This is a genomic window from Sphingobacterium kitahiroshimense (assembly GCF_025961315.1).
Lineage (GTDB): Bacteria > Bacteroidota > Bacteroidia > Sphingobacteriales > Sphingobacteriaceae > Sphingobacterium > Sphingobacterium anhuiense.
This window is the reverse complement of record NZ_JAOQNK010000001.1, coordinates 2,404,927-2,430,788: the sequence shown is the minus strand read 5'-3', so window position 1 is coordinate 2,430,788 and position 25,862 is coordinate 2,404,927. Positions and strand designations below refer to the sequence as shown.

Here is a 25,862-nt window from a genome sequence, read left to right as displayed (position 1 = left end):
ATACAAATTAATCATGAATAACAGATATTAAATAAAACAAAAAAGGTTAGAAATGAAAATTTCTAACCTTTTATTGTGAGTTGACTACGCGCTTATTGGTAGCCCAATAATTTCATAACCTGTTTTGAATTTTGTTCCTCACCAAAAACTTCGTAATTGAATGTTTCGTCGCGGTTACGGCGAATCAGTACATGCTTTGGAGATGGTAATAAACAATGATGTATACCGCCATAACCACTCAATACATCTTGGTATGCTCCTGTATGGAAGAAACCTAGATATTGTAATTTACGTGTTTTAGGCATGAATACTGAACTAGTATGTGCTTCTTGATTGTAATAATCTTGGCCATCACAAGTAATACCACCTAGGTTTACCCGTTCATATTCAGAATCCCAATTGTTGATCGGAAGTAAGATATATTTTTGATTTAAAGCCCAAACATCTGGTAAGTTTGTAATAAATGAGCCATCAATCATAAACCATTTTTCACGATCATTTTGTAATTTACGACCTAAAACCTTGTAAAGGATACCTGATGCTTCGGCAACGGTATATTTACCAAATTCAGTAATAATATCCGGTTCCATTACTTCATGTTGTGCACAGATCTGCTTGATCCTGTTCACAATTTCATTGACCATGTACTCATAGTCAAAATCATGCACTAATGAATCTTTGAAAGGCATGCCTCCACCGATATCTAAAGTATCTAAGTCTGGGTTTACTTTTTTAAACTTACAGAACAATGTAACATATTTTTCTAGCTCATTCCAGTAATACGGGGTATCCGATATACCTGAATTGATAAAGAAATGTAACAGCTTTACTTTGAAGTTAGGATTGTTCGCAATTTTGTTGTTATAGAATTCTATAACTTCTTCGATACGAATACCTAGTCTTGAAGTGTAAAACTGTGAGTCTGGCTGTTCTTCCGATGCGATACGGATACCTAAAGCACATGGTTCATCCAATTCAATTTCATCATCATAGAGATTGAATTCCTCTTTGTTATCTAGGACGGGGATAATATTCTTATACCCATCATGGATCATGTCGATGATATACTGTTTGTATTGGTATGTCTTAAAACCATTACAAATCACTGTAATGTCTTTTTTTACTGTACCTTGACGTTCTAAGGAATCGATCATCGGCATATCAAATGCAGATGATGTTTCTAAGTGAATCTCATTCTTCAATGCCTCTTCAACAATATGTTTGAAGTGGGAAGATTTGGTACAATAACAATATTTGTAGGACCCTCTGTAGTTGTGTTTCAAAATTGCGGTTTGAAACAAAATTTTCGCTTGTTGAATTTTTTTGCTGACGATTGGCAAATAAGTAAAACGCAACGGCGTACCGTACGTTTCTATCATTTCCATTAAATTCAAATCGTGGAAATACAATTCGTCGTCGATGATTTCGAATCCGTCTTGCGGAAAACCAACACTTAGGTCAAGAAATTCCTGATAGCTCTGCATTTTTTATTATTTTTGCAAAGATATACTTTCAATATGAATACAAGAATAGCGAATGTGAATTATTTTTGTATTCTATTTCAGGGAGTTGCATATTTTACATAATCATTACATGGCGAATTCTATTCAAAACAGACTTATTGAAGTCACTGTTCAAGCTGTAAAACAGCTTTATAATGCAGATATTTCTGAAAATCAAATTGCTCTGCAAGAGACACGCAAAGAGTTTGAGGGGCAAATTACAATTGTAACTTTTCCTGTTACCCGATTTTCTAAGAAATCTCCTGAGCAGACTGGTACGGAAATAGGTGAGTATTTGAAAACTCATATCTCAGCTATTACTGATTTTAACGTTATTAAAGGGTTTCTAAATATTTGTCTTTCGGATGAATACTGGATTTCTCTTTTAAACGAGACTATCGTGAAATCTGATTTTGGGGTATTTCCTTCGAATGGTAAAAAATTAATGGTGGAGTATTCTTCTCCAAACACCAATAAGCCGCTTCACTTAGGCCATATTCGTAACAACCTATTAGGATATTCTGTTGCAGAGCTTTTAAAGGCTTATGGTTATGATGTCATAAAAGCCAATCTGGTAAATGATCGCGGTATTCATATCTGTAAATCTATGCTTGCATGGCAAAAATTCGGAAATGGAGAAACTCCTGAGTCTACGGGTATGAAAGGTGACCATTTGGTGGGTAAATATTATGTAGTTTTTGATAAAGAATATAAAAAAGAAATAGAAACACTCAAAGTTGAAGGTCAAACTGAAGATGAGGCTAAGAAGAATGCGCCATTGATTAAAGAAGCACAAGCGATGTTACAGCAATGGGAAGCTGGTGATGAGGCTGTGATTGATCTTTGGAAAACAATGAATACCTGGGTATATGCTGGTTTTGAAAAAACGTATAAGCAACTAGGTGTTAACTTTGATAAATATTATTATGAATCAAATACGTATTTGTTAGGAAAAGATATCATTCAAGAGGGTTTAGATAGTGGTGTTTTCTTTAAGAAAGAAGATAACTCTGTTTGGATTGACTTAACTGCCGACGGATTGGATGAAAAGCTTGTCCTGCGAGGCGATGGTACTTCTGTATATATTACTCAAGATTTAGGTACAGCTCAATTGAAATACGATGAGTTCAAGATGAATGATTCTATTTATGTGGTCGGTAACGAACAAGATTACCATTTTAAAGTATTGTTTTTGATCTTAAAAAAACTTGGTAAATCTTGGGCAGATGGCTTATTCCATTTATCTTACGGGATGGTCGATTTACCTTCTGGAAAGATGAAATCGCGTGAAGGTACAGTTGTAGATGCTGATGATTTGATGAGTGAGATGATCGAAACAGCGAAAGAGCGCACAGAGGAACTGGGTAAAACGGAGGGCTTGTCTGAAGAAAATAAAAATGCACTTTATAATACCATCGGTATGGGGGCTTTGAAATATTTCTTATTGAAAGTTGATCCCAAAAAACGTTTATTGTTCGATCCGAAAGAGTCTGTTGATTTTCAAGGAAATACAGGTCCTTTTATCCAATACACTTACGCTCGTATTAAGTCTGTTCTTTCTAAAGTAAATTTTGATGAACAGTCGAAAGTATCGGTGCCAGTATCCATATCGGCTTATGAGCGTGATTTGATTATGACTTTGGGTAATTTTCCAAGTATTATAGCAATCTCAGCTCAAGAATTCAGTCCAGCGCAGATGTCTAATTATATTTATGATGTAGCTAAATTGTACAATAAGTTTTATCATGAAGAGACTATTTTAAAGGCAGAAATTGAAGAAGTGAAGAATTTCCGTTTGCACCTTTCGGCTTCTGCAGCAAAAGTTATTGCAAAAGGAATGAGTTTATTAGGAATTGAAGTTCCTGAACGTATGTAATTTATCTCATGATGGCTCAAAAAATCCGTGTTGGTTTAATTGGTTTTGGTATTTCAGGACAAGTATTTCATGCTCCTGTGATGCGATCTATTGCTGACCTAGAATTAGTAAAAATAACTGCTCGCAAAGCGGAGCAAAAATTAATTGTAAGTGAAAAGTATCCTACAGCGTTGGCTGTAGATCATGCTGACGAAATATTAAATGACGATTCCATTGATTTGGTGGTTATTGCTACCTCTAATGATATGCACTATCCTTTTGCTAAGCAGGCATTGCTAGCAGGGAAACATGTGGTAGTCGAAAAACCGTTTACCAATACATCTGAACAGGCTGATGAATTGATCGCATTGGCAAAAGAAAGTGGTAAAATTTTATCTGTATATCATAATTTAAGATTCAACTCAGATTTTAGAACGATCAAAGAGGTGATTAAGGATGAACGATTGGGGCAGATCAAGAATTTTGAAGTTCGTTACGATCGTTTCCGTAACCATCTTAGACCGGGTGCGTGGCGAGAAGATAATCTGCCTGGTTCAGGAATCTTTTATGATCTTGGAGCGCATTTAATTGACCAGACGCTACAACTCTTCGGTAGACCAAATGCTGTATTTGCAGATTTGACTATTCAAAGACCTGGAGCGGGGGCAATTGATAATTTTGAAATACTACTTTACTACCCGGAAATGCGTGTTTCTTTGAAAGGAGGGATGCTTGCTAAAGAGCCGACTCCGCGATACACTGTATTTGCATTAAACGGAAACTTCCTTAAAAATGGTGTTGATCCTCAAGAGGAATTATTACGTGCTGGTGCATTTCCTGATGAAGATCCAAACTGGGGCAAAGAAGATCCAGCTATTTATGGTAAATTAAATTTACTTTGGAATGGCGAAGATCTCGAAGAGACCGTTACTTCGAAATTAGGCAGCTATCCTGATTATTACCAAAATATAGCAGATGCTATTCTTGGGAAAACTCCTCTAATTGTTACAGCAGAACAAGGACGTGATGTTATTCGTATTATCGAACTGGGGATACAAAGTCAGGCGGAACGCCGTGTCATTTCATTAGATAATGAACTAATAGGCTATTAATATATAAATATGAAGCAATATGATGCCATTATAGTTGGGGGAGGGGCGTGTGGGCTCATGTGTGCTGCTCAAGCTGGATTATTAGGTAAGCGAACTTTAGTGATTGAACGAAATGATAAAGTTGGAGCTAAGATTCTAATTTCGGGCGGAGGAAGGTGTAATTATACCAATTTGGGTACTGACATCGATAATTTTGTGTCTGAGAATGCAGACTTTTTAAGATCTGCATTTAGTCAATGGACGGTAGATGATACATTGAGTTTTTTTGAGTCGCATGGTATATTTGGTGAGGAGAAAACGTTGGGACAATTATTTCCTTCTTCGAATAAGGCTAAAGATGTTGTAGCCGTTTTTACTAAGATCTTATTTGCTACGGATCAGGATATAAGATTAAACACGGTTGTTAAAGCTATAGAAAAGCTTGAGGATGACTTTGTCTTAACAGTGGAAAGTGAAAAGGGCATTCAGCAGTTAACGACAAAGAAAGTTGTTATGGCCAGCGGAGGTTTACCTGTCGCGAAGTTGGGAGCCTCTGATTTTGCTATTCGTACGGCTAAGAAATTTGACATGGCAATTGTCCCTACCGCACCTGCTTTAGTACCTCTAACTATTACAGGAAAGGAGGCTGAATGGTATGCTTCTTTAGCTGGTAATTCAGTTTTTTCTAGAGTTTATAATCATAAGATTAGTTTTGAAGAGAACATCCTTTTTACGCATTGGGGCTTAAGTGGTCCTGCGATTCTACAGATTTCATCTTATTGGCGTGCTGGAGAAGAGTTTTATATTGATCTTTTACCTCGGTTTCAATTGGATAAAATAATCAAAGATGAACGTAATGAAGGTGGAAAACGTTTGGTTTCGAGTATCTTGAACGATTACTTTACTAAACGTATGGTGGAGGCACTGGGTAAATTTCTTCCTTTAGAAACTAAAATAGCATCTTTAAGTAAAGCGGATGCAAAATTGATTATTGATACTATTCATAAATTTAAAGTCAAGGCTGCTGGAGATAAAGGGTACGATAAAGCAGAGGTAATGCGTGGTGGTGTTTCTACTGCAGAGCTGCATGCTAAGACTCTAGAAAGTAAGCGGGTAAGGGGATTGTTTTTTGGAGGAGAGGCTGTTGATGTCACCGGTTGGTTGGGAGGCTATAATTTTCAGTGGGCTTGGGCATCTGGTTATGCTATAGCACAAGCACTTTAAATTCAAAATTTCATTCTTTTCTTTATTTATAGGGAATAATTATCAATCTAAATCCTACCTTTGCAGAAGAAGCAAACTGGTTCTACCGCTGCTCCCTTGAGGAGGAGAGGAAAGTCCGGGCAACGCAGAGCAACACGCTTCCTAACGGGAAGGATGCTGTTACAGCAGACAGAAAGTGCCACAGAAAATATACCGCTTTTCGGAGTAAGGGTGAAAACGTGAGGTAAGAGCTCACGGTCTTGTATGGCGACATACATTGCGGTAAACCTCGTGTGTTGAAAGACCAAATAGGTTGCGAAATTCGAAGGCTGCTCGTCTTCTTTTAGTTTAGGCTAAGATTCGTAATGGGTAGGTTGATGGAGCTAGTTAGTGATGACTAGCCTAGATAAATGGTAGAAACTCCGATTTTTTCGGTTTACAGAACCCGGCTTATAAGGTTTGCTTCTTTTTTACTATATTACCAATAATTTAGATAACCTTTAAGGAAGAGTAATAATACTTTTATGAGTACAATATTAATTATTGATGACGAACGGGCAATCAGAAATTCACTAAGAGACATCTTAGAGTATGAAGATTATAATATACTAGATGTAGATAATGGTATTGAGGCCTTAGAGATCATTAAGAAGGAAAAAATTGATCTTGTTCTTTGTGATATTAAAATGAATAAGATGGATGGTATGGAGGTTTTGGCAACTGCCCAAAAAACAAATCCAGATCTTCCTTTTATTATGATTTCGGGTCATGGTACGATAGAAACTGCTGTCGAAGCCGCTAAAAAAGGTGCCTTTGATTTCTTAGAAAAGCCACTTGATTTAAATCGTTTACTTATCACGGTAAGGAATGGCTTAGAGAAGGTCTCATTAGTTACTGAAACTAAAGTTTTAAAGAAAAAGGTAACGAGCTATAAAACCAAAGAAATCTTAGGTAAATCTGAAGCGATTAGTCGTATTAAAGAAACAATTGATCGGGTTGCACCTACGGAGGCTCGCGTACTTATTACAGGTGCAAATGGTGCCGGAAAAGAACTTGTTGCACGTTGGTTGCATGAGAAATCTAATCGTGCAGAAGGTCCTTTAATTGAAGTTAACTGCGCAGCAATACCATCGGAATTAATTGAGTCTGAATTATTTGGTCACGAAAAGGGATCTTTTACTTCCGCTATTAAACAACGTCTTGGTAAATTTGAATTAGCTACCAATGGTACACTTTTTCTGGATGAAATAGGCGATATGAGCCTTTCTGCCCAAGCTAAGGTGTTAAGGGCTTTACAAGAGCATAAGATAACCCGTGTAGGTGGTGATAAGGAAATTGATGTGAATGTTCGTGTTGTTGCAGCGACGAATAAGAATCTCTTTAAAGAGATTGATGAAGGGAATTTTAGAATGGATTTATACCATCGCCTTTCTGTAATTCTTATTCACGTACCTTCATTGACTGAACGTGTGGATGATATTCCTTTATTATCGAAAAATTTTTGTGAAGAAATTTGTAATGAATATGGGGTTCCAATAAAAGAAATTACACCTGCTGCATTAAAAGAGTTGAGTAATCTTCCTTGGACGGGTAATATTCGCGAATTACGTAACATGATTGAACGCTTAATTATTTTAAGTGATAAATCTATTACGGATAGGGATGTTATTGCATTTGCAAATCCTTCAAACACGGTGAATGCTATTTCTTCTCATGCACATACGGATAATGGATCTAGCCATACGACTCAAAATGGTGGAAAGGTTGATCTAGATAACTTTGCTTCTTTTCAAGATTTTAAGGATTTTGCAGAGAAGGAGTTTATCAAATATAAATTAGAGAAAAACACGTGGAATGTTTCTAAAACTGCTGATGATTTAGATATTCAGCGAAGTCATTTATATAGTAAGATCGAAAAATTCGGTCTTAAAAGAGATTAGAAAAAAGGGCTTGATAATTTTATCAAGCCCTTTTTAGTAATTCTAAAATCTTGTAAGTTGATATCTCCGTGTAGTCATTGATGTATGCATGACAGGTTGGAAGTTGATCTTTGGTGTGGGTAGATAATACGCCAACTACTGTCATTCCCGCATTCAGACCAGCTGTAATTCCTGAAAAAGAATCTTCAAAAACGACGCAATTTATAGGCTCTACCTCTAAATTATTAGCGGACGTTAGATAAACTTCTGGATGTGGTTTATGATGACTAACATTTTCACTACATAAGATCGAACCCATTTTGGATCGGATATGAAGTGCATCTAAGATTAAATCCATATTTTCTTTAGGTGCAGAAGTGGCCACTCCAGTTTTTAAATCATTTCTCTTGAGGTCTTCTAAAAATTCTAAGTAACCTGCTATTGGTGTGATCTGATCTTTATAAATAATTCTAAAGAGTTCTTCTTTCTCAAACTCTAACTTGATCAATTCATCAGGAGCTATTGTTCTCTTGAAAAAATGTTGCATGATATAGCTATTGTGTTTACCATACATATGCTCCTGAAATTCTTCTTCACTACTTTCAATATTGTATTTTTTGAAAAATGCTTCAAAAGCTTTAGCGTGATAGGGATTGGTGTGACAAATAACACCATCCATATCAAAAATAACTGCGTAATTACTCATAGTGCTAAGGTACATTTTTGACATTAAAATATGATATTATCCTGGTTAAGTTTTGTCATTTGTAACTTAAAAAACTAGGAACAAAAAATAATTCGTATTTGTTTTGCTTGCTTAGCGGGAATTTTAAAGTGATTTATTGCTTTGTTAATGAGTTGTTGTTGTAGAAATGTTGCTATAATGGATAGTGTGAGAATAGCTATCCAATTTAAATACCAGTTTTCTAAATTGATCAAGAATAGAAATAATATATGCCATAGATAAATCCAAATTGTTGAAGAGCCTATGAAATTTAAAATAGGTTTGTTTAATTTTTGAATAGTTGGTTTTATACAAAATATAAGTGAGAAAATACTTACTGCATAAAAAATATAAAACGAATGTGGTGGATATTTCAATGCTCCAATATCAAATGGTATTCCCAGGTGGAATTTAAAATATATCAAGCCTCCAATACTTATCAAAGCACTTATGATAAATAATAGTGTTTTAGTTCTTACATCATAATTTCGGTATTGTGCTCCTAGCATGAAGAAAATGAGAAAACCTAAGCTATAGGTGCCAAATTGATTGAAGTATTTTTGTACGCCTGGTTGAAATAAATCAGTTGAAAACTGAACGACCATTTCATAAATGGCATAATAAATCAGTAATTGCCATTTATTTTTAATGACTTTACTGAACAATGGCCCTAGGATGGCAATCATTAAAAAGATGCGTATAATCCAAACATAGCCAAAGCCATCTAATAGCAGATAGCTCGAAATCATAATATCTGGAAACTGTGTGTAATTGATCTTAAAGGATAAGGGGAAAAAGTACTGAATGATGTAAAATATCGATAAGAAAATCCATACGGGTACAACAAGACGGAAAAAGCGTTTCCATAGATAGGTTGTAAAATCGGTTATGGATTTAAAGGTTTGATTTTTGTTCCCAAATAAATATCCTGAGATAAATACCATTAAAGGAACATCAAAGTTTCTGATTTGAAAAATTGTAAAGGGTGGGTTTACATGTGCGAGAATAATGCACAATAAACCTACACTACGTATAATATCCAGTGAATTGTCCCTTTCTAGCATCTTTTTTTTGCGAAGATAGTGAATAGGTGAAATTTGCAAAGGACTTATACGTATAATCGAAAAAAAATATTATTTCTTACTCTGGCTTCTTCAGTAGATCTTGAATTGTTGCGGAAATTATTGCAGGATCTTCACCATCTTCTAAAAGTGAAAAAGCAATATAGGTGGCATATATTTCAATACTGAAAGTTTCGTGTTTGTCAGCAATAAACCCGTCAATTTGTTGTTCGTTACAATCAAAACCAATTTGTTGTAATTCATTAAAAAGGTTTGTTGAAATCGTTGCATGATCTTCGCCACATGCGAATGCAACTAAAACATGAAATAGAAATTTATCGATGATTTCACTATCAGTTTCTTTGAATAAAGATAAAATATGTTTGTAATCAAACCTTGTTTTTGCACTGTTAACAATGCTGTCCCAAATTTCATATTCTAAAGTTGCTTCCATACTTCAGCTGTTTTTTATTTATAATCGGTAATCTAAATATACTGAAAAACAGTTAGTAATGAAAGCTTTGTTAGAAAATTTTTATTCGTTATGAAATTCTTTTTTTTGCTTTTTACGTCAACAATTGATAAAAAGAAAAAAGAATCTCCCCAATAAAGCAACCCAGCAGTATTCCTAATATTATCGAACCAGTTACTTTAAACCAAGAGGGAGTTTGTATTAATTGTAATTTCATGATGCAAAACTCGTAATTAGATTGGTTTTCCTAATCAATTTTGGTTTCATTAGTTTTATTTGTAGTCGTTTACTGACGTTGTATTTTCAACCTATTAACCAATGAGAATTATATCTGATAATTTTTTAAGATTTAGCACTTTTTTTGAGTAATTTTAAGAGAGCAAGAATAAACTGACACATTTAATTTTAAAACCTTTTATTTATGACAATTAAGATTCTTTTATTTTTTTTAATGATCGGTTCTCATGCTTCAGCACAAGAATTGAATCTTCTTAAAATTCGTAAAGAGTATTCTTTAGCAGTGAAAGATGAAAGTATTTGTGAAAATAATCTGAATTTACTACGGGCTAAAGCGAAAGAAACGACTGATAGAGGTTATTTAGCTGTTTATGAAATGGTTTTTGCTAAACATATGGGTAATCCATTCCGGAAACTTGGTCAATTTAATAAAGGTAAAAATTTATTAGAGACCTTAATTAGGGAAGAACCTAGTAATGTTGAACTTCGTTTTATCAGGTGGAGTGTTCAAACTCATGCACCTTCTATTTTAAATTACAGCAATGATATCAAAAAAGATAAATCTTATATAATTGACCACCTATATAGTCTTCAGCATCGGGATGTAAAAGAAATTATATATAAATATATCAAAGGTGCAAACTCTTTTAGTGAAGATGAATTGAAAGAATTGATGAAATAATGATTTTTAAATTAGATTTCTTTTATAGATATTTTTATAGGTTTAACTTTTATGTTTAAAAAGTCAGTAATGTGACTTTAACTTGATGAATGGTGTTTTATATATTTTTTTATAATTATTATTTTTGCAAAAGATAATCTGTAGCAATTTTATTAATAAATTAATTGTATGGCAAAGCGTAATTTTGTTTCAAATTCCACTGAATCTTCAAGGATGTTTAAAAGTGATTTTTTAGAATCATTGACAAAAGTCCATTGGAGTGTTCCTTTAATATTTTACTTACCAATAATTGGTTACTTTTCATGGACTGCTTTAGGTCCTGGAGATATGAGTATTCTTTGTTATATCCAGTATTTTGTCTTTGGACTTGCTTTCTGGACTTTATTCGAATATGCATTACACCGTTGGGTTTTTCATTATCATCCAACAACTAAGTGGGGTAAGAGAATAGCATTTATTTTTCACGGTGTACATCATGATTATCCAAAGGATAGATTAAGATTGGTTATGCCATTATCTGCGAGTATACCTTTGGCAGCATTGGTTTATTATTTGTTTACTTTCTTTTTTAGTTCGGATATTATATTGGCGTCTTTCTTTTCGGGTTTTATGATTGGTTATTTAATTTATGACGAATGCCACTACGCAATGCATCATGCTAACTTTAAGAGTGGAATTTTTAAACGAATTAAACAACACCATATGTTGCATCATTATTCTGATCCAGAACACGGATTCGGTGTAAGTTCAGCTTTGTGGGATGAGATCATGCGCTCTGGCTTTCCAAAAGAGGATGAAAAAGTAGAAAAAACAGAACGAATCAGTATGGATAAATAATACTTAAAAAACAACAAAAGCCCAACTTTGCAGTTGGGCTTTTTTATTGGCGGAGAGCGAGGGTTTATCCCATGATTCCAAATGAGGATATACTACAATAAAACATTCGCTTTGCTCATTTCTTTGTTAAGCAAGTATATAAAGTTCTATAAATGACAAAAGCCCAAATTGCTTTGGGCTTTGTTATTTGGCGGAGAGCGAGGGATTCGAACCCCCGGACCTATGACAGTCAACAGTTTTCAAGACTGCCGCATTCGACCACTCTGCCAGCTCTCCGCCACAAAAGTAGAAAAATTCATTTAGTCGCCAAAACTTATTTTTTACTCCATTGAAAATGAGGGAGATTAATTTTTTAAGCTATATTTTAGTTAAAAAAAAGGCTTAAATTACTTTTAAAGGCTATGGAAGTAAGATTTCATAACAGTGTTTTTTGATGTTCTGTGCGATTTTGTCAATCGGTAAATCATCACTATCCGTTCCGAAAGGTTCTTCAATGGATTCTCCAATTAATTCTAATGATGCTAGTACATAAAATATAAATGGTACTGCTGCAATGACAAAATAACCAATTGAAAAGACGTATCCGATGGGGAGTGTTGCTGTATAAAGGATGATGAACTTTTTTATGAATGCGTTATAGGATAGCGGTATTGGTGTGTTTTTAATCCGTTCACATGCTCCACATACATTGGTGAAAGATTCAAGTTCATTGTTGATGATTCGAAATTGATCTCCTGTTATTTTTCCTTCTTTATAGAGGGAATTTGTTTTTTTAAAAATTAATGATGCTACCTGATTGGGACCATGTTTTTGATCATCCAGATTTTCTAATTCCGGATGTGACACTTCATCAAGCATAAATTTGGTGTAGTCCGAACGAAGAAAGGTATAGAGTGTTTCTGCATAAAGCGGAATTGCTTTCCTATAAAAGCTGCGGTTTACCTTATCATCGCTTTCCAGAAATGCATTCATTTTATAGGATAAACTTCTACTGATGTTTGTTAATGAACCCCATTGTTTTCTAGCTTCCCACCAACGGTCGTATGCAGTATTAGTTCTAAATACAAGCAAAAGGGAGAGTACGAATCCAAGTAAGCTATGAACTATTGTGATATTTTTAATCCAACTTTTTTCAGCTAGTTTTAGATATTCCAGTTCTAGGTACGCAATGCCCCAAGAATATAAAGATGCTAAGATAAGATATGGAAATAATTTACGGAAAGTATCCGTTTTATGGAGTTTGAGAGTTGAAGTAAGCCAATCTTTTGGGTTGTAAACAATCATAGACAAAAATACAAAATGTTTATTTTAATTTTGATTCTTTGTAAAAGATAGATTAAATTCATTGCCAAATGAAGAAAAAGAAAGTTCAGCGCAAGAAATCAGGCGAGATCACAGATGACAATGGTAAAAGATGGAAGTATATCGCATTTTCTGGAGCTTTTATTCTTCTTGTTCTTTTAGCGTTTGCATGGCATTATCGTGCGGGAATTAGATATTACCTCAGTACTTTGGGGAAAGCTCGAGGAACTGCTCATAAAGAGGCTAAATATGATATTCGAAATGTGGAGATTATGTCGAGCCATTCAGATAAGATTTTTGGTTTAGATATATCGCAATATCAAGGTGATATTAACTGGATAGAAGTTAATACAATCAATGATCAATTTCCAATAGATTTTATTTTTGTAAGGGCAACGATGGGTGAAAGTAAGGTGGATGATCGATTTGATGATAATTGGAAAGCAGTTGCTACTAGAGCGAATTTAAGAGGGGCTTATCACTATTTTAGACCAAATGAAAATTCCGTTAAGCAGGCTAAAAATTTTATTAGGACTGTTAAACTTGAATCAGGAGATCTACCGCCTGTATTAGATATTGAGGAATTGCCTAAACATCAATCCATGGACAGTCTGAAAGTTGGTTTAAAACGGTGGCTGGACGAAGTTGAATCACATTATAGGGTAAAGCCTATTTTGTATTCAGGAGATAAATATTATACAGATTTTCTTCAAAAAGAATTTAGTAATTATATTTTATGGATTGCCAATTATAATTTTTGGGTCGAAGATCTTAAAGATCATTGGAATTTTTGGCAGTTTTCCGAGAAGGGGACTGTTAGAGGGATTAACGGGAATGTGGATCTAAATATCTTTAATGGTACTATTGAAGAACTTGAAGAAATTACTATTCCTTTTAAAAATTGAAATTACATAATCTTGAGACAATAAATACAGAGGATGTTTAAGGGGGTATATTCCTCTTTGAAATTTATAAACATACATCATTATTTTCTGGTGGAAGCGATCAGCATCGCACATCAATTCACAAAAGAAGTTGAAAGTATCGGTTTTAATTGCTTTATCTTCTTTTAAAAATTAATACAGATGAAAAAAGAATATTTAACTTATATAGTTGGCGCGTGTGCAACAGTATTTTTTATTTTAACATTTACACAGATCGGTTTTGGAAAAGCAATATCGGAAAGTGAAAAGAGATCTCCTTCTATTTCGCTTATCCCTCCTGTTTCAGCTTTGAATTTAACGCAATTTATGTCATTGGAAGCAACAGGAGCATTGGTGTTAGATACCAGGTCGGTAAAAGATTTTGCAGCAGGTTATATTCCTAAGTCGGTGTTTATCGGTTGGAACGGCCCATTTAAAGCTTGGGTTCCAAAAATATTAGCCAACAAAGACCAACCGATTATACTCCTTTCAGATCAGGAAACAGTAGCACAGGTATGCTTAACATTGGAAGAATTAGGCTATACGCATATATTAGGGTATCTTGAGGGAGGTGTGGGTAGTTATAAAAAGCAGTACCTTTTAGATTCTATACCAGAGGTCGATGCTTCGACTTATTTAGATTTATCAAACGAAGGTCAAATAATAGATGTCCGGTCGGAAAAAGAGTTTGCCACAGGGCATATTGACAATGCTATGAATTTTCCATTAAAAGATTTAGGTAACTTTAATCTAGATTTACCAGACAATAAGAATTATTATGTCCAATGTCTTTCTGGATATCGTAGTATGATTGCTATGTCTATTTTGAAGAAGAAGGGCTTTGAGCATGTAATAAATATTAGAGGTGGATATCAGGCATTGAAACAATTAAAAGAGGAGAAATAATGGCTACATTCGATGAGATTATTAAATCAAATAATGTTGTACTGGTAGACTTCTTTGCAACTTGGTGTGGACCGTGTCAGACCATGGCACCCATATTACAAGATGTAAAAGAGTTTTATGATGAAAGTTTGTCAATTATAAAAATTGATGTGGATAAAAATCCTAAGATAGCATCCATTTATAAAGTAAGTGGAGTTCCTACTTTTGTATTATTTAAAAATGGTACTCAAGTATGGAGGCAAAGTGGAATGATTACTAAAACAGATCTACATAAGCTTATTGATGCTCACAAATAAAAAAGGAGATGATTAATCATCTCCTTTTTTTCTGAATGAAATTTTATCAATTCGATTACCATCCATATCCAAGACTTCAAATTTTATATTTTTGTACTGGACCTGTTCTCCTTCTTCAGGAACGTGGTCAAGGAGCAAAAATACAAGTCCACCTAAAGTGGTAATATTATTTATTTCATCTTCGTCTTCTTCAGAGAGACCAATTTCAAACTCTTCCATAAACTTATCCAGTTGGTATTGCCCATCTGCAATATAGGATCCGTCCTCACGTTTACGGATTCGAGGTCTGTCGATTGATTGATCTTCAGGTAAATTACCTACCAGGTCAGATAGAATATCCCGAAGGGTAATAACGCCTTGTGTAGAGCCATATTCATCAATTACGATAGCCTGGTGTATATGCGATGCTCTCAGGCTTGTTAAAATACTGTAAGCGGAGCTATGCTCGTTAACAAATTTAATAGGTTCTATCAAACTGTTTAAATCTATCGGTTTTTCTTTTAAATATTGTGAAAGTAATTTTTTTACATGTACGACTCCTTTTATGTTATCAAGATTACCTTCGCAAATTGGGTACATGGTATGCTCCGTGTTCATAATGATATGTCGATGTTCTTCGAAACTATCTTCTAGGTCTAAAAAAGCAATATTACTTCTATGGGTCATTAGATTTATTGCTTTTTTATCGCCTAAGCTTAATAATCGGTCTACAATATCGTGTTCTATCCCCTCAATAGCTCCACTATCCACTCCTTCATCGACCAATGCTTTTATTTCTTCTTCTGTTACTGAATTGTGTGTGCTTTTGATATTAAATAGTTTGACAATACAATCTGTTGAAATACTGAGTAGCCAGACAAAGGGACGAACTATTTTACTCAGTAGATTCATTGGGTAAGCGATGACCATGGCATACTTTTCTGGAATAGCCATACCGATTCTTTTTGGCACTAGTTCTCCAAGTACCAAAGAAAAAAAAGTGATGATAAAAACAACGATTACTACAGACAACTGTTCACTGTATGGTGCTAAAAATGAGATTTGAACAAATATCTGCTTCAGGTAGACTGCAATACTTCCGCCGCTAAAAAAACCTGTTAGAATCCCTATTAAAGTAATTCCTATTTGAACAGTGGATAAAAAATTGTTTGGAGATTCTTTTAAAGCTAAGGCTATTTTAGCTGCAGGGTTATTTTTGTCAGATGCTGCTTGCAGTCGGGCTTTTCTACTGGAGACGATTGCAATTTCTGATGCAGATAATACTCCATTTAGAATAATTAGAGCTAATATAATAAGGACTTCTGTGAGCATGTTTTTTTTATACTTAGGCTAAATGTAGTAAATTTTTAGAAATTTATATGTAAAAAAGATTGAGAGATCTCTTTTGTCAGGGCATTAGCCTTCGTCTATAACGTAAAAAGGCTTCTATTTAGAAGCCTTTTTGTTATTTTACAATCCGCTATCATCTAGCATGAATGTGTTTTTCTTCGTTTTCCATTTTCCGGAAGTAAAATCAGGAAATTCAACAGTTTTATTACCTTGTTTAATTGATTCTGTTGATAATGGGAATACTGCACTCATTGTAACAGAGTCGTAAACATCGAAAGGAGTTTGTTTTCCTTGTTTGGTAGCTTGGATAAAAGAGTTGAAGACAAACCAGTCCATTCCACCGTGACCTGAGCCTGTTGCTAATGTTTCATACTTTTTCCAAATTGGGTGATCGTATTTATCTACCCATTCCTTTGCAGGGTCCCAAGTATGAGGTTTTGATTTCCCTTCAATATGGATACCTTGTGCAACGTCCATCCAGATTCCCTCTGTACCTTGAACACGGAAACCGATTGAGTATGGTCTTGGCAAGTGCGTATCATGTGTTAACATGATAGTCTCTCCATTTTGACACTGAATCATTGTTTGGGTGATATCACCATTTTTATAATTCAATTTTGCATTTGGATGACCTGGAGATTGTTTTTCAACATATGCAGCCAAGCCTCTCGCTTTACTCGAATAAGACGTAAGGTGTGTAAAACGATTTCCAGCATTAATATTAACGAAAGGAAGAATTGGACCTAAACCGTGCGTCGGATATAAATCACCATCTTGTTCTACGTTATATTTTGTGCGCCATTGTGCCTCAGAAATTGCTTTAGGGCCAAATTCTACACCTTTACCGTAGTAGCTTTTTCCATCATTAAAAAGAACTTCACGTAAATCATGTTGGTACCCACCTTCTAAATGAAGTAATTCTCCAAATAATCCTTGGCGGTGCATGTTAAGAACAGCCAATACATCACGACGATATGCCACATTTTCTAAAGTCATGTAAGGTTTCCCTGTTTGTTCAGATGCTTTTACTACATCCCAGTGATCTTGTACTGTTAGTCCTGCAATAACTTCGCAACCTACATATAGGCCTGCCTTCATGGAGTCAATTGCTTGATCTTTGTGGAATTCCCAAGGAGTTGCAATGATTACAGCATCTAACTTTTCTTTACTTAACATTTTCTTGTAAGCATCGATACCGCCTGTGTATTCTTTCGGAAGTTTAATTCCTTTTTTATCAAATTGCTTACGACATTGTGATAAAGATTCTTCTTGTGTATCACAAATTGCAACAACTTCAACATCGTCGCGGTTTAATGCGATAGCAACATGGTTACGGCCTCTAAGTCCTACTCCAATAAATGCTAACCTAACTTTACCATCTTTTGCAAATAAATCTGTACTAGAAAGGATACCCAGTCCAGCAGTTGTAAGTGCTGTAGATTTTATGAAATTTCTTCTGTCCATAATTTTTGTTCTTTTATAATCAGGATATTAAATATCCCTTTTAAGTTATATTGTGAGTTTAGTGTGATATAACTTAATTCGCTATCAAACAAATATATAAAATTGGAAATACAAACTTAATGTGCAAACGTTTGTCTAAAATGAAAAAAAAGAACAAACGTTTGTGTTGATATTTTATTAGCACTTTTCACAACTATTTGGGATATTGCAGTCCAGTTAAAAACTTAATTATTTATAGTTAGTATAATTTTTAATGTCAAATTCGAATCAAATGAATGGTCTGAAAGCAGCAGCAGCGTTTTCTTTAAGTGAAGATATCATAAGTGTGGAAGCTTTTGGTTCAGGACATATCAACGATACATATCGTGTAACAACAAGAAATACCATTGGTAAAACCTTTTTATTACAAAGGATAAATCATCATATTTTTCAAAATGTTGATGGTCTCATGTTAAACATTAAACATGTCACCGATCATTTAAAAACTAAAATTGCGCATTTACCAATTGAAATTCAAGAGTCAAGGGTACTCACTATAATTCCGACTAAATCAAATGATTTATATCATCTTGATGAAGATGGAGATTATTGGCGGATGTTTATTCTTATTGATGGTACCAAAAGCTACGATGTTGTGGAGACGACAACGCAAGCTTCAGAGGGAGGGAAAGCTTTTGGTCAATTTCAATTACAGTTGGCAGATTTAGATGCTACTCAAATTGTTGAAGTATTGCCAAATTTCCATAACATCCAGTTTAGGTTGGATAATTTAAGGAAGGCAATTGCGGCTGATTCACAAGGACGTGTTGAGGGCGTAAAAGATATTTTAGAATTTATCTTCTCTAGAGAGGACCGTATGCGAACAATTCTTGATCTAGCTTCTAAAGGAGATCTTCCTTTACGCATTACTCATAATGATACAAAATTTAATAATGTATTATTGGATCAAAATGATCAGGCGCAATGTGTGATTGATTTAGATACGGTCATGCCTGGATATGTAGCATATGATTTTGGAGATGCAATTCGTACGATTATTAATCCAGTGGAGGAAGATGAGAAAGACTTGTCTAAGATTGTTTTAAATATTCCTCTTTATGCAGCATACGCAGAAGGATATTTAAATGAAGCTAAAGAGTTTTTAACTGATATTGAGGTGCACTCTTTGTTAGAAGGCGTATTTTTACTGCCATATATGCAAGGTGTACGATTTTTAACAGATTATCTTGAAGGAGATCATTATTTTAAAACAAAGTATGATGATCATAATCTCGTTAGAACCAAAACGCAATTGAAATTGGTTGAAGAGATGGAAAGACAAGAAGAGGAGTTAAAAACTGCCATTAGTTCAGTTTTGCAAGATTAGTAATCAAATAGTAGAGAGCATTGATATTTCAATGCTCTCTTTTTGCTTTAATTTAGTATTATTGTATATGACAAATTCAATCATTATATCATCAATTAATCTGGAAAATAGTGATTTAAAGGGGTATCAATCTTTAAATGAATTATTACGTTCTACATCTTGGAATCATATAAATGTCGCGAACTGGAATGAAGATTACCCATATATTCCTCAAGCTAAGTTTAGGGTAGCGTATGATCAAAAGGCGATAATTATTCAGTATGAGATCGAGGAAGAAGTTATCAAGGCACAATATCATGTACACAATGATAATATCTGGGAAGATAGCTGTGTTGAATTCTTCATTTCATTTGATAACAAAGAGCACTATTACAATTTTGAGTTTAATCCTATTGGAGCAGGGTTGATTGGGTATGGCACTAATGTGAAGACTGAGCGCTCGCGATTAACAGAAGAGCAAATTGATCAAGTTGATGTATTTAGTACTATTGAGCGTACTCAAACAGGCTCTAAATGGAGCTTGATTCAGTACATTCCATTTACAGCTTTTACACATAATCAAATTACAAATTCCTTTTTAAAGGAAAATAAGATTTTTGCTAATTTTTATAAATGTGGAGATCATTTACCTCGACCTCACTTTTTATCTTGGAATAAAATAGATCATCCAACTCCTAATTTTCATTTACCTGAATTCTTTGGTGAATTGATTTTTGTATAAGAGTTGGATGACTCTTATTCAAATTATTTGTATAAACTTTCTTTCTTGAATTTCTTAACAAGCAGTGCATATACTAATGCACGGTATTTGTTGCGGTTTGATTTGCCAATTTGAGTAAAAACTTCTTCAATAGCCGCATCTAATTTTGCATCATCTGTAAGACCTAATTTTTTGATTAAAAAATTGTTTTTTAATCTTTTAATTTCTTCAGGATCAGAAGATGCGATTGTTTCAGCATCTGCTTTGTAAATAGAAGGACCTAACCCTTTTGTAACAGATTCGATAAGAGAGTCTTCTAAGGATAGTTTTAATTTTTTTGCCTCTGCAATATATGCTGAGATTTTTTCATCTAATTTGCTCATAATGTGGTCTTGTTAAATTAAGTAGTTTCTAATTTATGTTTAAATTAAACAATATTCCTTAAATAAGGAATAAATATTATCTTTTTTTATGCTAAAATTGACTATATTTGCAGTAGGAGTAAAGGGTAAAAAATAAATACCTTATTTGGAATATTTGTTACGGAATATTCTTGCAAATAAGGTTTTAATAAATTATCTTTGCACCTCAATTATTGAATATACGTAATCATAAGATAAAAATGAAAAAAGATTTGCATCCTTCAAATTACAGATTAGTTGTGTTTAAAGATATGTCAAATGACTATTCTTTCATCACAAAATCATGTGTTGATACAAAAGAGACAATCACTTGGGAAGATGGTAATGAATATCCAGTTGTAAAATTGGAGATTTCTCATACTTCTCACCCTTTCTATACTGGTAAAATGAAATTGGTTGATACGGCTGGTCGTATTGATAAATTCCGTAGCCGTTATAACAAAAAGTAATTTTTGTTATCCTAAGGGTAGCACAATATTAAAACTCGATAATATCCATTATCGAGTTTTTTTTTGTTATTTTTATAGGGTGATAGTTATCTTATTTGATCAGTCAACAGAGTCAAGGTACTTACAATGTTTTAATGGATTAGGGGATCTATTTAACTCTGATTCTTTGTGGCCCTTTACAGAAGTTAAACCTACCGCTTCGTTACGTATTGGAATACTTCCCTTGTTTGAAAAGTGGAAACATGCTTTAGATGCTGTTGTTTTATATGATTGCTTAGACAATTCTTTATCTATCGATGAACAGATTGCATTATCATCTTATGAAGCAGAGGAACTCTACTTTGTGTCTGTAAATGTTATTCCCAATGAATCCTTTCTTGAAAAATTAATTTCGTTGTCGAAGGGCCAGTATCTTAAGTCTGGTAATGATCTACTTGCATTAAGGGCTGATTTTGACGAGCCTTCTAAAGTGAGGGTGGCCCATATACCTTTTGATGAGACCCTCATTCGTGTCCGATTTATAGAAGATCTGTATTTACATGTTGGTACGGAGATTATACGTGATTTTGAGATCTTGACAAAACATTTTTCAGGTGCACTTTATTCTGAGAGCAATACGGTGATTGGTGATCAATTGTATATCGGTAATTTCGTTGAGATGGAATGTGTGACTCTGAATACAAAGACAGGTCCAATTTATATAGAAGAGGGTGCTGTCGTTATGGAAGGGGCTAATTTAAGAGGACCATTGTATATTGGAAAGCATGCTGTTGTTAAGATGGGGACAACGATTTACGGAAATGTTTCAATTGGTGAATGCGCAGTAGTAGGAGGGGAGATCGCGAACTCAAGTATCGGGAATTTTAGTGCAAAAGGGCATTACGGATATTTGGGTTGTTCGGTGATTGGTGATTGGTGTAACCTTGGTGCGGGCACAACAAATTCAAACTTGAAGAATAATTTATCTCCTGTTGAGCTTTATGATTATTTATCGAAAGGATTGCGTGATACAGGATTGATGAAGTGTGGTTTATATATGGGAGACTTCAGTCGATCTGGAATACAGTCAGCTTTTAACACCGGAACTGTTATTGGTACAGGATGTATGTTAGCATTGACGGATTTTTATCCTAAATTTGTTCCGTCATTTACTTGGCTATACGGGGACATAAAGGAAGCTTATCAACTTCAAAAGTTTATTTCTGATTTAGAAGTTGTATTTTTATCAAAAAATAAAAGATTAGACAAGAGACTAATTGAAAGAATTATAGAAATTAATCAATCAACATTTAAAAACTAAAGTATTATGCGTAAGAAAATTGTAGCAGGAAACTGGAAAATGAATTTGGATTATCAGGATGGAGTTAGCTTGTTCTCTGAAGTTGTGAATATGGCTAAAGATGAAATTGTTGGTGACCAACAAGTCGTTGTTTGTAGCCCATTTATTCATTTACATAGTATTGCGCAATTGGCAAAGACGGCTTCTCATGTTGCTGTAGGTGCACAAAATATCCACCAGGCTGAATCTGGAGCTTATACAGGAGAAATTTCTGCAAGTCAAGTTAAATCTGTAGGTGCTGATTATGTTATATTGGGACATTCGGAGCGTAGAGCTTATTTTGGAGAAACAAATGCCTTATTAAGTGAGAAGGTTGATGCTGCGTTAAAGCATGGTTTGTTACCAATTTTCTGTATTGGTGAAACTAAAGAGGAAAGAGAGTCTGGAAAGTTTTTTGATATTATAAAAACACAATTGGCAGAAGGGGTGTTTCATCTATCCAAAGAGGAGTTTGCGAAAGTTGTGTTGGCTTATGAGCCAGTTTGGGCTATCGGTACTGGTTTAACAGCTTCTCCAGAGCAAGCTCAAGAAGTTCATGCTTTTATTCGTGCTACTGTAGCGGCTCATTATGATCAATCTGTTGCGGATGAGACTAGTATTTTATATGGAGGAAGCTGTAACCCTAAAAATGCAGGTGAATTGTTTGCACAACCTGATATTGATGGTGGATTGATCGGTGGAGCTTCTTTAAAATCAAGAGACTTCTTAGATATCGTTAAAGTTTTTAATAAGTAAAAATCTATTATGAAATATAGTGAGGTAATATTTACGCGAATAGTAGGGGAAGAGTGGCAACAGGATTTGTTTATTGCCGAGCTAGCTGATATAGGTTTTGATACTTTTGAAGATACTGAGACAGGGTTTGCAGCTTTTATTCCAACTGCAAACCTTGATCTTCAGGCATTGGAAACAGTTATTCTTCAACAAGAAGACGGTTTCGAGGTTCGTTATGAAGTGGTGGATATACAAGATCAAAATTGGAATAAGTTATGGGAAAGTAACTTTAGCCCGATTTTAATTGATAATGATTGTTATGTCAGAGCTAATTTTCATCCGGCTAAACCGGAAATTCGTTATGAAATAATAATAGATCCTAAGATGTCGTTTGGTACGGGGCATCACCAGACCACAACTATGATACTTCGTTATATCCTGGAAAATAACATTCAGGATAAAGAAGTTTTGGATATGGGTTGCGGTACAGGTATATTGGCTATTTTAGCATCACAAAAAGAAGCAAGACATGTATTTGCTGTAGATTTTGATGATGTTTGTATCGCTAGTGTTGAGGAAAATAAATTACTGAATAACGTTAGTAATATAGAATCAAAATTAGGTTCATATGAAACATTAATAGGTCGGGAATTTGACATCATTTTAGCTAATATAAACCGTAATATATTGTTAGAACAATTTCCGCAGTATAGCAAGTCTCTTCGATTAAACGGAGAGTTGTATATTAGTGGTTTTTTTGATGGGGAAGATTTATCAATTTTGAGAACGAGTGCAGAAGCTATAGGTTTTGAGTTTGTTTCCAATAAAGTAATGGACAACTGGTGCTCGGCTAAGTTCGTGAAAGTAAAATAATAATATGCGCATACATTTTATTGCGATAGGAGGAAGTATCATGCATAACCTTGCTATTTCTTTGGAAAGGCAGGGGCATCAGGTCTCTGGGTCTGATGATCAGATTGTGGAACCTTCCCGTAGTCATCTCATTGATGCAGGTTTATTGCCTGAGCAACTAGGGTGGTTTGACGAAAAAATTACCGATGATATTGATGCTGTAATTTTAGGAGCTCATGCACTTATCAATAACCCTGAGCTTATAAAAGCGCAGGAGTTAGGGTTAAAGATTTATTCATTTCCCGAATTTATTCAAGAACTTTCTCAAGATAAAACGAGGGTGATCATAGCAGGTAGTTATGGTAAGACTACGATCATGAGTATGATCATGCATGTTTTAAAAACTCTTGAAAGACCTTTTGATTATTTAGTTGGAGCGCAACTTGAAGGTTTTGATAATTTGATCGAAATTACAAAAACAAACAAAATTATATTAATCGAGGGTGATGAAAATGTAGCTTCTAGCTTGAGTAATAAGTCAAAGTTTATGTTTTATAAACCAAATATTGCCTTGATTAGCGGTATAAATTGGAACGAATATAGCACGACAATAACTTTCGATAACTATTTAAAACAGTTTGAAGACTTTATTAATACGATAGAGTCTAAGGGAACTCTGATTTATAACAAAGAAGATAAATATCTGCAAAAGATTATAACAGATACTAAATCTTGTAAAATTAATCGGCATGGATATCAGATTCCTGAATATGCTATTAATAAAGGTACCACATATATTAAGTCCGTAAAAGGTGATATTCCTTTGCAGGTATTTGGGAAGCATAACCTTTCAAACATTGCTGGGGCATATACGGTTTGTGAGTGGCTTGGTATTAAGAAGGAGGATTTCTTTGACGCCATAAAAACTTTTAAGAGTTCAATTCGTTATCTGGAATTTGTAGCAAGTTTCGAGGGATCTGTTGTTTATCAGGATTTTGCTCATACTCCTAAGAAACTGAAAGCAAGTATTCATGCTATTAAAGAGCAATTTCCAAGTCAAAAGTTGGTTGCAATAATTGAATTAAACGCTTATGACAGTTTGGATGAGAAATTTGTCAGTCAATATAAAGATACGATGAATGAAGCGGATCTTCCGGTTGTTTTTATAAATATGGAATCAATTAAGGAGGTAAATAAGTGTACTACACATCTATTGGAAGACATCCGAAACGCGTTCAATCGATCAGACGTGGACATTGTGACGAATTTAGGTGATCTCTACGATTTCCTTGAGAATTTTAAATCAAAAGGCAATAATTTATTGCTGATGAGTTCTGGCAATTACAGTGGGGTTAATTTGACCGAGCTGGCGGATCATTTTTTTAAGAATTATTAATAAAATTGCCTTAACACTTTGAATAAAAGATTTTTTATTTTATATTTGTTTTGTAAATAAAAAAATCTACCAAATGAATGCACTAGGAAAAAAAATTAGACTACTGAGACACCAAAAAGGGTGGAGCCAAGAGGATGTTGCAAAGAGATTAGATATCTCAATTCCAGCTTTTTCAAAAATTGAAACAGGAATTACAGATGTTAACCTTTCACGCTTAAATCAAATTTCGAAATTATTTAATTTGTCAGTAGTTCAGCTTTTATCAACTTCCGATATGGAAGAGGATAAAGAAGCTATCAATGAATTGGCAGAATTAACTAAAAAATTGCAATCCCGTGAAACTGAAGTTATCGAGTTGCAAAAGAAAGTTATTGATCTTTACGAGCAATTGCATAAGAAATAGGTTTTATTCAATTTTGGGAATGAATAAAATAAAGGCTTGCAGATATTAATCTGCAAGCCTTCTTACTTTTTGACTGACAACGTAAGTTGTTTTCTATAGATCTTTGTGATTGATTTGGATTAAAATTCGTCTTCGTCTCCGAAATCGTCAAATTCTCCAATAGAGTCAATGTCTTCTAAATTAAAGTCATCTTCTAAGATATCATCAGAATCATCATCAGGTCCATTAAATGAACCAAATTTATCATCTTCTACATTCATAGATTCACTTTTCATCATTGCCGTGTTCATAAAATTATATTTTTTTTTGCTTATTTAATAATGTAAAATTATATAACAAAATTCGAACTTTAAACTTTTTTTGAAAAAAAATAATCAATCTAAAGGGCTGATTATTAGTGTTATTCGTTGATTTGTAA

General features: G+C 34.2%; 26 protein-coding genes, 1 tRNA gene and 1 other RNA gene. 18 read left to right on the top strand and 10 right to left on the bottom strand.

Annotation, left to right across the window (positions count from 1 at the left end):
- Positions 1 to 92 precede the first annotated feature (92 nt).
- Positions 93 to 1,484, bottom strand: coding sequence for an arginine decarboxylase (locus M2265_RS10990; protein WP_132772026.1), 1,392 nt, complete (start codon positions 1,482 to 1,484; stop codon positions 93 to 95).
- A gap of 109 nt (positions 1,485 to 1,593) precedes the next feature.
- Here M2265_RS10990 and argS point away from each other — a divergent pair, with 109 nt between their 5' ends.
- The 5 genes from argS (at position 1,594) to M2265_RS10965 (ending at position 7,591) form a co-directional block, all read left to right on the top strand.
- Positions 1,594 to 3,378 (top strand): arginine--tRNA ligase, encoded by a 1,785-nt coding sequence (gene argS / locus M2265_RS10985; protein WP_132772025.1) that lies wholly within the window; start codon positions 1,594 to 1,596, stop codon positions 3,376 to 3,378.
- A gap of 8 nt (positions 3,379 to 3,386) precedes the next feature.
- A complete protein-coding gene (locus M2265_RS10980) occupies positions 3,387 to 4,469 on the top strand; it encodes an oxidoreductase (RefSeq protein WP_237682863.1) in 1,083 nt (360 codons plus the stop codon).
- A 9-nt stretch (positions 4,470 to 4,478) separates the two neighbouring features.
- Entirely contained in the window at positions 4,479 to 5,672 is a 1,194-nt protein-coding gene (locus M2265_RS10975) for an NAD(P)/FAD-dependent oxidoreductase (protein ID WP_132772024.1), read from the top strand.
- A 69-nt stretch (positions 5,673 to 5,741) separates the two neighbouring features.
- Positions 5,742 to 6,120: RNase P RNA component class A (gene rnpB, locus M2265_RS10970), an RNA gene on the top strand.
- A gap of 55 nt (positions 6,121 to 6,175) precedes the next feature.
- A complete protein-coding gene (locus M2265_RS10965; protein WP_132772023.1) occupies positions 6,176 to 7,591 on the top strand; it encodes a sigma-54-dependent transcriptional regulator in 1,416 nt (471 codons plus the stop codon).
- Positions 7,592 to 7,613: 22 nt separating this feature from the next.
- Here the strand turns inward: M2265_RS10965 and M2265_RS10960 are convergent, their stop codons facing one another.
- From M2265_RS10960 to M2265_RS10950, 3 genes are all read right to left on the bottom strand, one after another.
- On the bottom strand, positions 7,614 to 8,276 hold the full coding sequence (locus M2265_RS10960) for an HAD family hydrolase (protein ID WP_021188276.1): 663 nt from the start codon (positions 8,274 to 8,276) through the stop codon (positions 7,614 to 7,616).
- 74 nt (positions 8,277 to 8,350) lie between these two features.
- Entirely contained in the window at positions 8,351 to 9,358 is a 1,008-nt protein-coding gene (locus M2265_RS10955) for an acyltransferase family protein (protein ID WP_132772022.1), read from the bottom strand.
- A 76-nt stretch (positions 9,359 to 9,434) separates the two neighbouring features.
- Positions 9,435 to 9,809, bottom strand: coding sequence for a hypothetical protein (locus M2265_RS10950; RefSeq protein WP_132772021.1), 375 nt, complete (start codon positions 9,807 to 9,809; stop codon positions 9,435 to 9,437).
- A gap of 439 nt (positions 9,810 to 10,248) precedes the next feature.
- Here M2265_RS10950 and M2265_RS10945 point away from each other — a divergent pair, with 439 nt between their 5' ends.
- Positions 10,249 to 10,746 carry a hypothetical protein gene (locus M2265_RS10945; protein ID WP_132772020.1) on the top strand — a complete coding sequence of 166 codons (498 nt, stop codon included), beginning with the start codon at positions 10,249 to 10,251 and terminating at the stop codon, positions 10,744 to 10,746.
- Between the two features lie 168 nt (positions 10,747 to 10,914).
- A complete protein-coding gene (locus M2265_RS10940; protein ID WP_237682864.1) occupies positions 10,915 to 11,583 on the top strand; it encodes a sterol desaturase family protein in 669 nt (222 codons plus the stop codon).
- 188 nt (positions 11,584 to 11,771) lie between these two features.
- Here M2265_RS10940 and M2265_RS10935 read toward each other — a convergent pair.
- Both M2265_RS10935 and M2265_RS10930 read right to left on the bottom strand, forming a co-directional pair.
- A tRNA-Ser gene (locus tag M2265_RS10935) sits at positions 11,772 to 11,859 on the bottom strand.
- Between the two features lie 123 nt (positions 11,860 to 11,982).
- Positions 11,983 to 12,867, bottom strand: coding sequence for a bestrophin family protein (locus tag M2265_RS10930; RefSeq protein WP_132772019.1), 885 nt, complete (start codon positions 12,865 to 12,867; stop codon positions 11,983 to 11,985).
- Between the two features lie 68 nt (positions 12,868 to 12,935).
- On the opposite strand from M2265_RS10930, the gene M2265_RS10925 reads away from it, so the two are divergent.
- The 3 genes from M2265_RS10925 (at position 12,936) to trxA (ending at position 15,010) form a co-directional block, all read left to right on the top strand.
- On the top strand, positions 12,936 to 13,790 hold the full coding sequence (locus tag M2265_RS10925) for a glycoside hydrolase family 25 protein (protein WP_132772018.1): 855 nt from the start codon (positions 12,936 to 12,938) through the stop codon (positions 13,788 to 13,790).
- A 180-nt stretch (positions 13,791 to 13,970) separates the two neighbouring features.
- Entirely contained in the window at positions 13,971 to 14,714 is a 744-nt protein-coding gene (locus M2265_RS10920) for a rhodanese-like domain-containing protein (protein WP_132772017.1), read from the top strand.
- Complete coding sequence (gene trxA, locus M2265_RS10915) at positions 14,714 to 15,010, top strand: thioredoxin (RefSeq protein WP_132772016.1); 297 nt, start codon at positions 14,714 to 14,716, stop codon at positions 15,008 to 15,010. The genes M2265_RS10920 and trxA overlap by 1 nt, the downstream gene beginning before the upstream one ends.
- 12 nt (positions 15,011 to 15,022) lie before the next feature.
- Here trxA and M2265_RS10910 read toward each other — a convergent pair whose 3' ends face one another.
- The gene (locus tag M2265_RS10910) at positions 15,023 to 16,321 is read right to left on the bottom strand and encodes a hemolysin family protein (protein WP_132772015.1); all 1,299 of its coding nucleotides are present in this window, start codon (positions 16,319 to 16,321) and stop codon (positions 15,023 to 15,025) included.
- A gap of 138 nt (positions 16,322 to 16,459) precedes the next feature.
- Positions 16,460 to 17,803, bottom strand: a complete 1,344-nt coding sequence (locus tag M2265_RS10905) for a Gfo/Idh/MocA family protein (protein ID WP_132772014.1) — start codon at positions 17,801 to 17,803, stop codon at positions 16,460 to 16,462.
- 253 nt (positions 17,804 to 18,056) lie between these two features.
- On the opposite strand from M2265_RS10905, the gene M2265_RS10900 reads away from it, so the two are divergent.
- Positions 18,057 to 19,169 carry a phosphotransferase enzyme family protein gene (locus tag M2265_RS10900; protein WP_021189724.1) on the top strand — a complete coding sequence of 371 codons (1,113 nt, stop codon included), beginning with the start codon at positions 18,057 to 18,059 and terminating at the stop codon, positions 19,167 to 19,169.
- Between the two features lie 67 nt (positions 19,170 to 19,236).
- Positions 19,237 to 19,890, top strand: coding sequence for a carbohydrate-binding family 9-like protein (locus M2265_RS10895; RefSeq protein ID WP_165905964.1), 654 nt, complete (start codon positions 19,237 to 19,239; stop codon positions 19,888 to 19,890).
- A gap of 23 nt (positions 19,891 to 19,913) precedes the next feature.
- Here M2265_RS10895 and M2265_RS10890 read toward each other — a convergent pair whose 3' ends face one another.
- The gene (locus tag M2265_RS10890) at positions 19,914 to 20,252 is read right to left on the bottom strand and encodes a DUF2853 family protein (RefSeq protein ID WP_021189726.1); all 339 of its coding nucleotides are present in this window, start codon (positions 20,250 to 20,252) and stop codon (positions 19,914 to 19,916) included.
- A gap of 239 nt (positions 20,253 to 20,491) precedes the next feature.
- Here M2265_RS10890 and M2265_RS10885 point away from each other — a divergent pair, with 239 nt between their 5' ends.
- The 6 genes from M2265_RS10885 to M2265_RS10860 all read left to right on the top strand — a co-directional run bounded on the left by M2265_RS10885 (position 20,492) and on the right by M2265_RS10860 (position 25,444).
- Complete coding sequence (locus M2265_RS10885; protein WP_021189727.1) at positions 20,492 to 20,740, top strand: type B 50S ribosomal protein L31; 249 nt, start codon at positions 20,492 to 20,494, stop codon at positions 20,738 to 20,740.
- A 79-nt stretch (positions 20,741 to 20,819) separates the two neighbouring features.
- Positions 20,820 to 22,040, top strand: a complete 1,221-nt coding sequence (locus tag M2265_RS10880; RefSeq protein WP_132772012.1) for a putative sugar nucleotidyl transferase — start codon at positions 20,820 to 20,822, stop codon at positions 22,038 to 22,040.
- A gap of 6 nt (positions 22,041 to 22,046) precedes the next feature.
- Positions 22,047 to 22,814, top strand: a complete 768-nt coding sequence (gene tpiA / locus M2265_RS10875) for a triose-phosphate isomerase (RefSeq protein ID WP_132772011.1) — start codon at positions 22,047 to 22,049, stop codon at positions 22,812 to 22,814.
- A 9-nt stretch (positions 22,815 to 22,823) separates the two neighbouring features.
- Positions 22,824 to 23,666, top strand: a complete 843-nt coding sequence (prmA, locus tag M2265_RS10870) for a 50S ribosomal protein L11 methyltransferase (RefSeq protein WP_132772010.1) — start codon at positions 22,824 to 22,826, stop codon at positions 23,664 to 23,666.
- A gap of 4 nt (positions 23,667 to 23,670) precedes the next feature.
- On the top strand, positions 23,671 to 25,041 hold the full coding sequence (locus M2265_RS10865; protein WP_132772009.1) for a Mur ligase family protein: 1,371 nt from the start codon (positions 23,671 to 23,673) through the stop codon (positions 25,039 to 25,041).
- A 73-nt stretch (positions 25,042 to 25,114) separates the two neighbouring features.
- Positions 25,115 to 25,444, top strand: a complete 330-nt coding sequence (locus M2265_RS10860) for a helix-turn-helix domain-containing protein (RefSeq protein ID WP_021189733.1) — start codon at positions 25,115 to 25,117, stop codon at positions 25,442 to 25,444.
- 119 nt (positions 25,445 to 25,563) lie between these two features.
- Here the strand turns inward: M2265_RS10860 and M2265_RS10855 are convergent, their stop codons facing one another.
- The gene (locus M2265_RS10855) at positions 25,564 to 25,734 is read right to left on the bottom strand and encodes a hypothetical protein (RefSeq protein ID WP_165902458.1); all 171 of its coding nucleotides are present in this window, start codon (positions 25,732 to 25,734) and stop codon (positions 25,564 to 25,566) included.
- Between the last annotated feature and the right edge of the window lie 128 nt (positions 25,735 to 25,862).

Excerpts from the sequence above, each read along its gene's own strand:
- M2265_RS10910 (WP_132772015.1), bottom strand. The coding sequence starts at position 16,321 with ATGCTCACAGAAGTCCTTATTATATTAGCTCTAATTATTCTAAATGGA.
- argS (WP_132772025.1), top strand. The coding sequence starts at position 1,594 with ATGGCGAATTCTATTCAAAACAGACTTATTGAAGTCACTGTTCAAGCT.
- M2265_RS10955 (WP_132772022.1), bottom strand. The coding sequence starts at position 9,358 with ATGCTAGAAAGGGACAATTCACTGGATATTATACGTAGTGTAGGTTTA.
- M2265_RS10950 (WP_132772021.1), bottom strand. The coding sequence starts at position 9,809 with ATGGAAGCAACTTTAGAATATGAAATTTGGGACAGCATTGTTAACAGT.
- tpiA (WP_132772011.1), top strand. The coding sequence starts at position 22,047 with ATGCGTAAGAAAATTGTAGCAGGAAACTGGAAAATGAATTTGGATTAT.
- M2265_RS10855 (WP_165902458.1), bottom strand. The coding sequence starts at position 25,734 with ATGAACACGGCAATGATGAAAAGTGAATCTATGAATGTAGAAGATGAT.
- M2265_RS10930 (WP_132772019.1), bottom strand. The coding sequence starts at position 12,867 with ATGATTGTTTACAACCCAAAAGATTGGCTTACTTCAACTCTCAAACTC.
- M2265_RS10890 (WP_021189726.1), bottom strand. The coding sequence starts at position 20,252 with ATGAGCAAATTAGATGAAAAAATCTCAGCATATATTGCAGAGGCAAAA.
- M2265_RS10885 (WP_021189727.1), top strand. The coding sequence starts at position 20,492 with ATGAAAAAAGATTTGCATCCTTCAAATTACAGATTAGTTGTGTTTAAA.
- M2265_RS10965 (WP_132772023.1), top strand. The coding sequence starts at position 6,176 with ATGAGTACAATATTAATTATTGATGACGAACGGGCAATCAGAAATTCA.
- M2265_RS10960 (WP_021188276.1), bottom strand. The coding sequence starts at position 8,276 with ATGAGTAATTACGCAGTTATTTTTGATATGGATGGTGTTATTTGTCAC.
- M2265_RS10900 (WP_021189724.1), top strand. The coding sequence starts at position 18,057 with ATGTCAAATTCGAATCAAATGAATGGTCTGAAAGCAGCAGCAGCGTTT.
- M2265_RS10925 (WP_132772018.1), top strand. The coding sequence starts at position 12,936 with ATGAAGAAAAAGAAAGTTCAGCGCAAGAAATCAGGCGAGATCACAGAT.
- M2265_RS10975 (WP_132772024.1), top strand. The coding sequence starts at position 4,479 with ATGAAGCAATATGATGCCATTATAGTTGGGGGAGGGGCGTGTGGGCTC.
- M2265_RS10860 (WP_021189733.1), top strand. The coding sequence starts at position 25,115 with ATGAATGCACTAGGAAAAAAAATTAGACTACTGAGACACCAAAAAGGG.
- M2265_RS10920 (WP_132772017.1), top strand. The coding sequence starts at position 13,971 with ATGAAAAAAGAATATTTAACTTATATAGTTGGCGCGTGTGCAACAGTA.
- M2265_RS10895 (WP_165905964.1), top strand. The coding sequence starts at position 19,237 with ATGACAAATTCAATCATTATATCATCAATTAATCTGGAAAATAGTGAT.
- M2265_RS10905 (WP_132772014.1), bottom strand. The coding sequence starts at position 17,803 with ATGGACAGAAGAAATTTCATAAAATCTACAGCACTTACAACTGCTGGA.
- M2265_RS10980 (WP_237682863.1), top strand. The coding sequence starts at position 3,387 with ATGATGGCTCAAAAAATCCGTGTTGGTTTAATTGGTTTTGGTATTTCA.
- M2265_RS10865 (WP_132772009.1), top strand. The coding sequence starts at position 23,671 with ATGCGCATACATTTTATTGCGATAGGAGGAAGTATCATGCATAACCTT.
- trxA (WP_132772016.1), top strand. The coding sequence starts at position 14,714 with ATGGCTACATTCGATGAGATTATTAAATCAAATAATGTTGTACTGGTA.
- M2265_RS10945 (WP_132772020.1), top strand. The coding sequence starts at position 10,249 with ATGACAATTAAGATTCTTTTATTTTTTTTAATGATCGGTTCTCATGCT.
- prmA (WP_132772010.1), top strand. The coding sequence starts at position 22,824 with ATGAAATATAGTGAGGTAATATTTACGCGAATAGTAGGGGAAGAGTGG.
- M2265_RS10990 (WP_132772026.1), bottom strand. The coding sequence starts at position 1,484 with ATGCAGAGCTATCAGGAATTTCTTGACCTAAGTGTTGGTTTTCCGCAA.
- M2265_RS10940 (WP_237682864.1), top strand. The coding sequence starts at position 10,915 with ATGGCAAAGCGTAATTTTGTTTCAAATTCCACTGAATCTTCAAGGATG.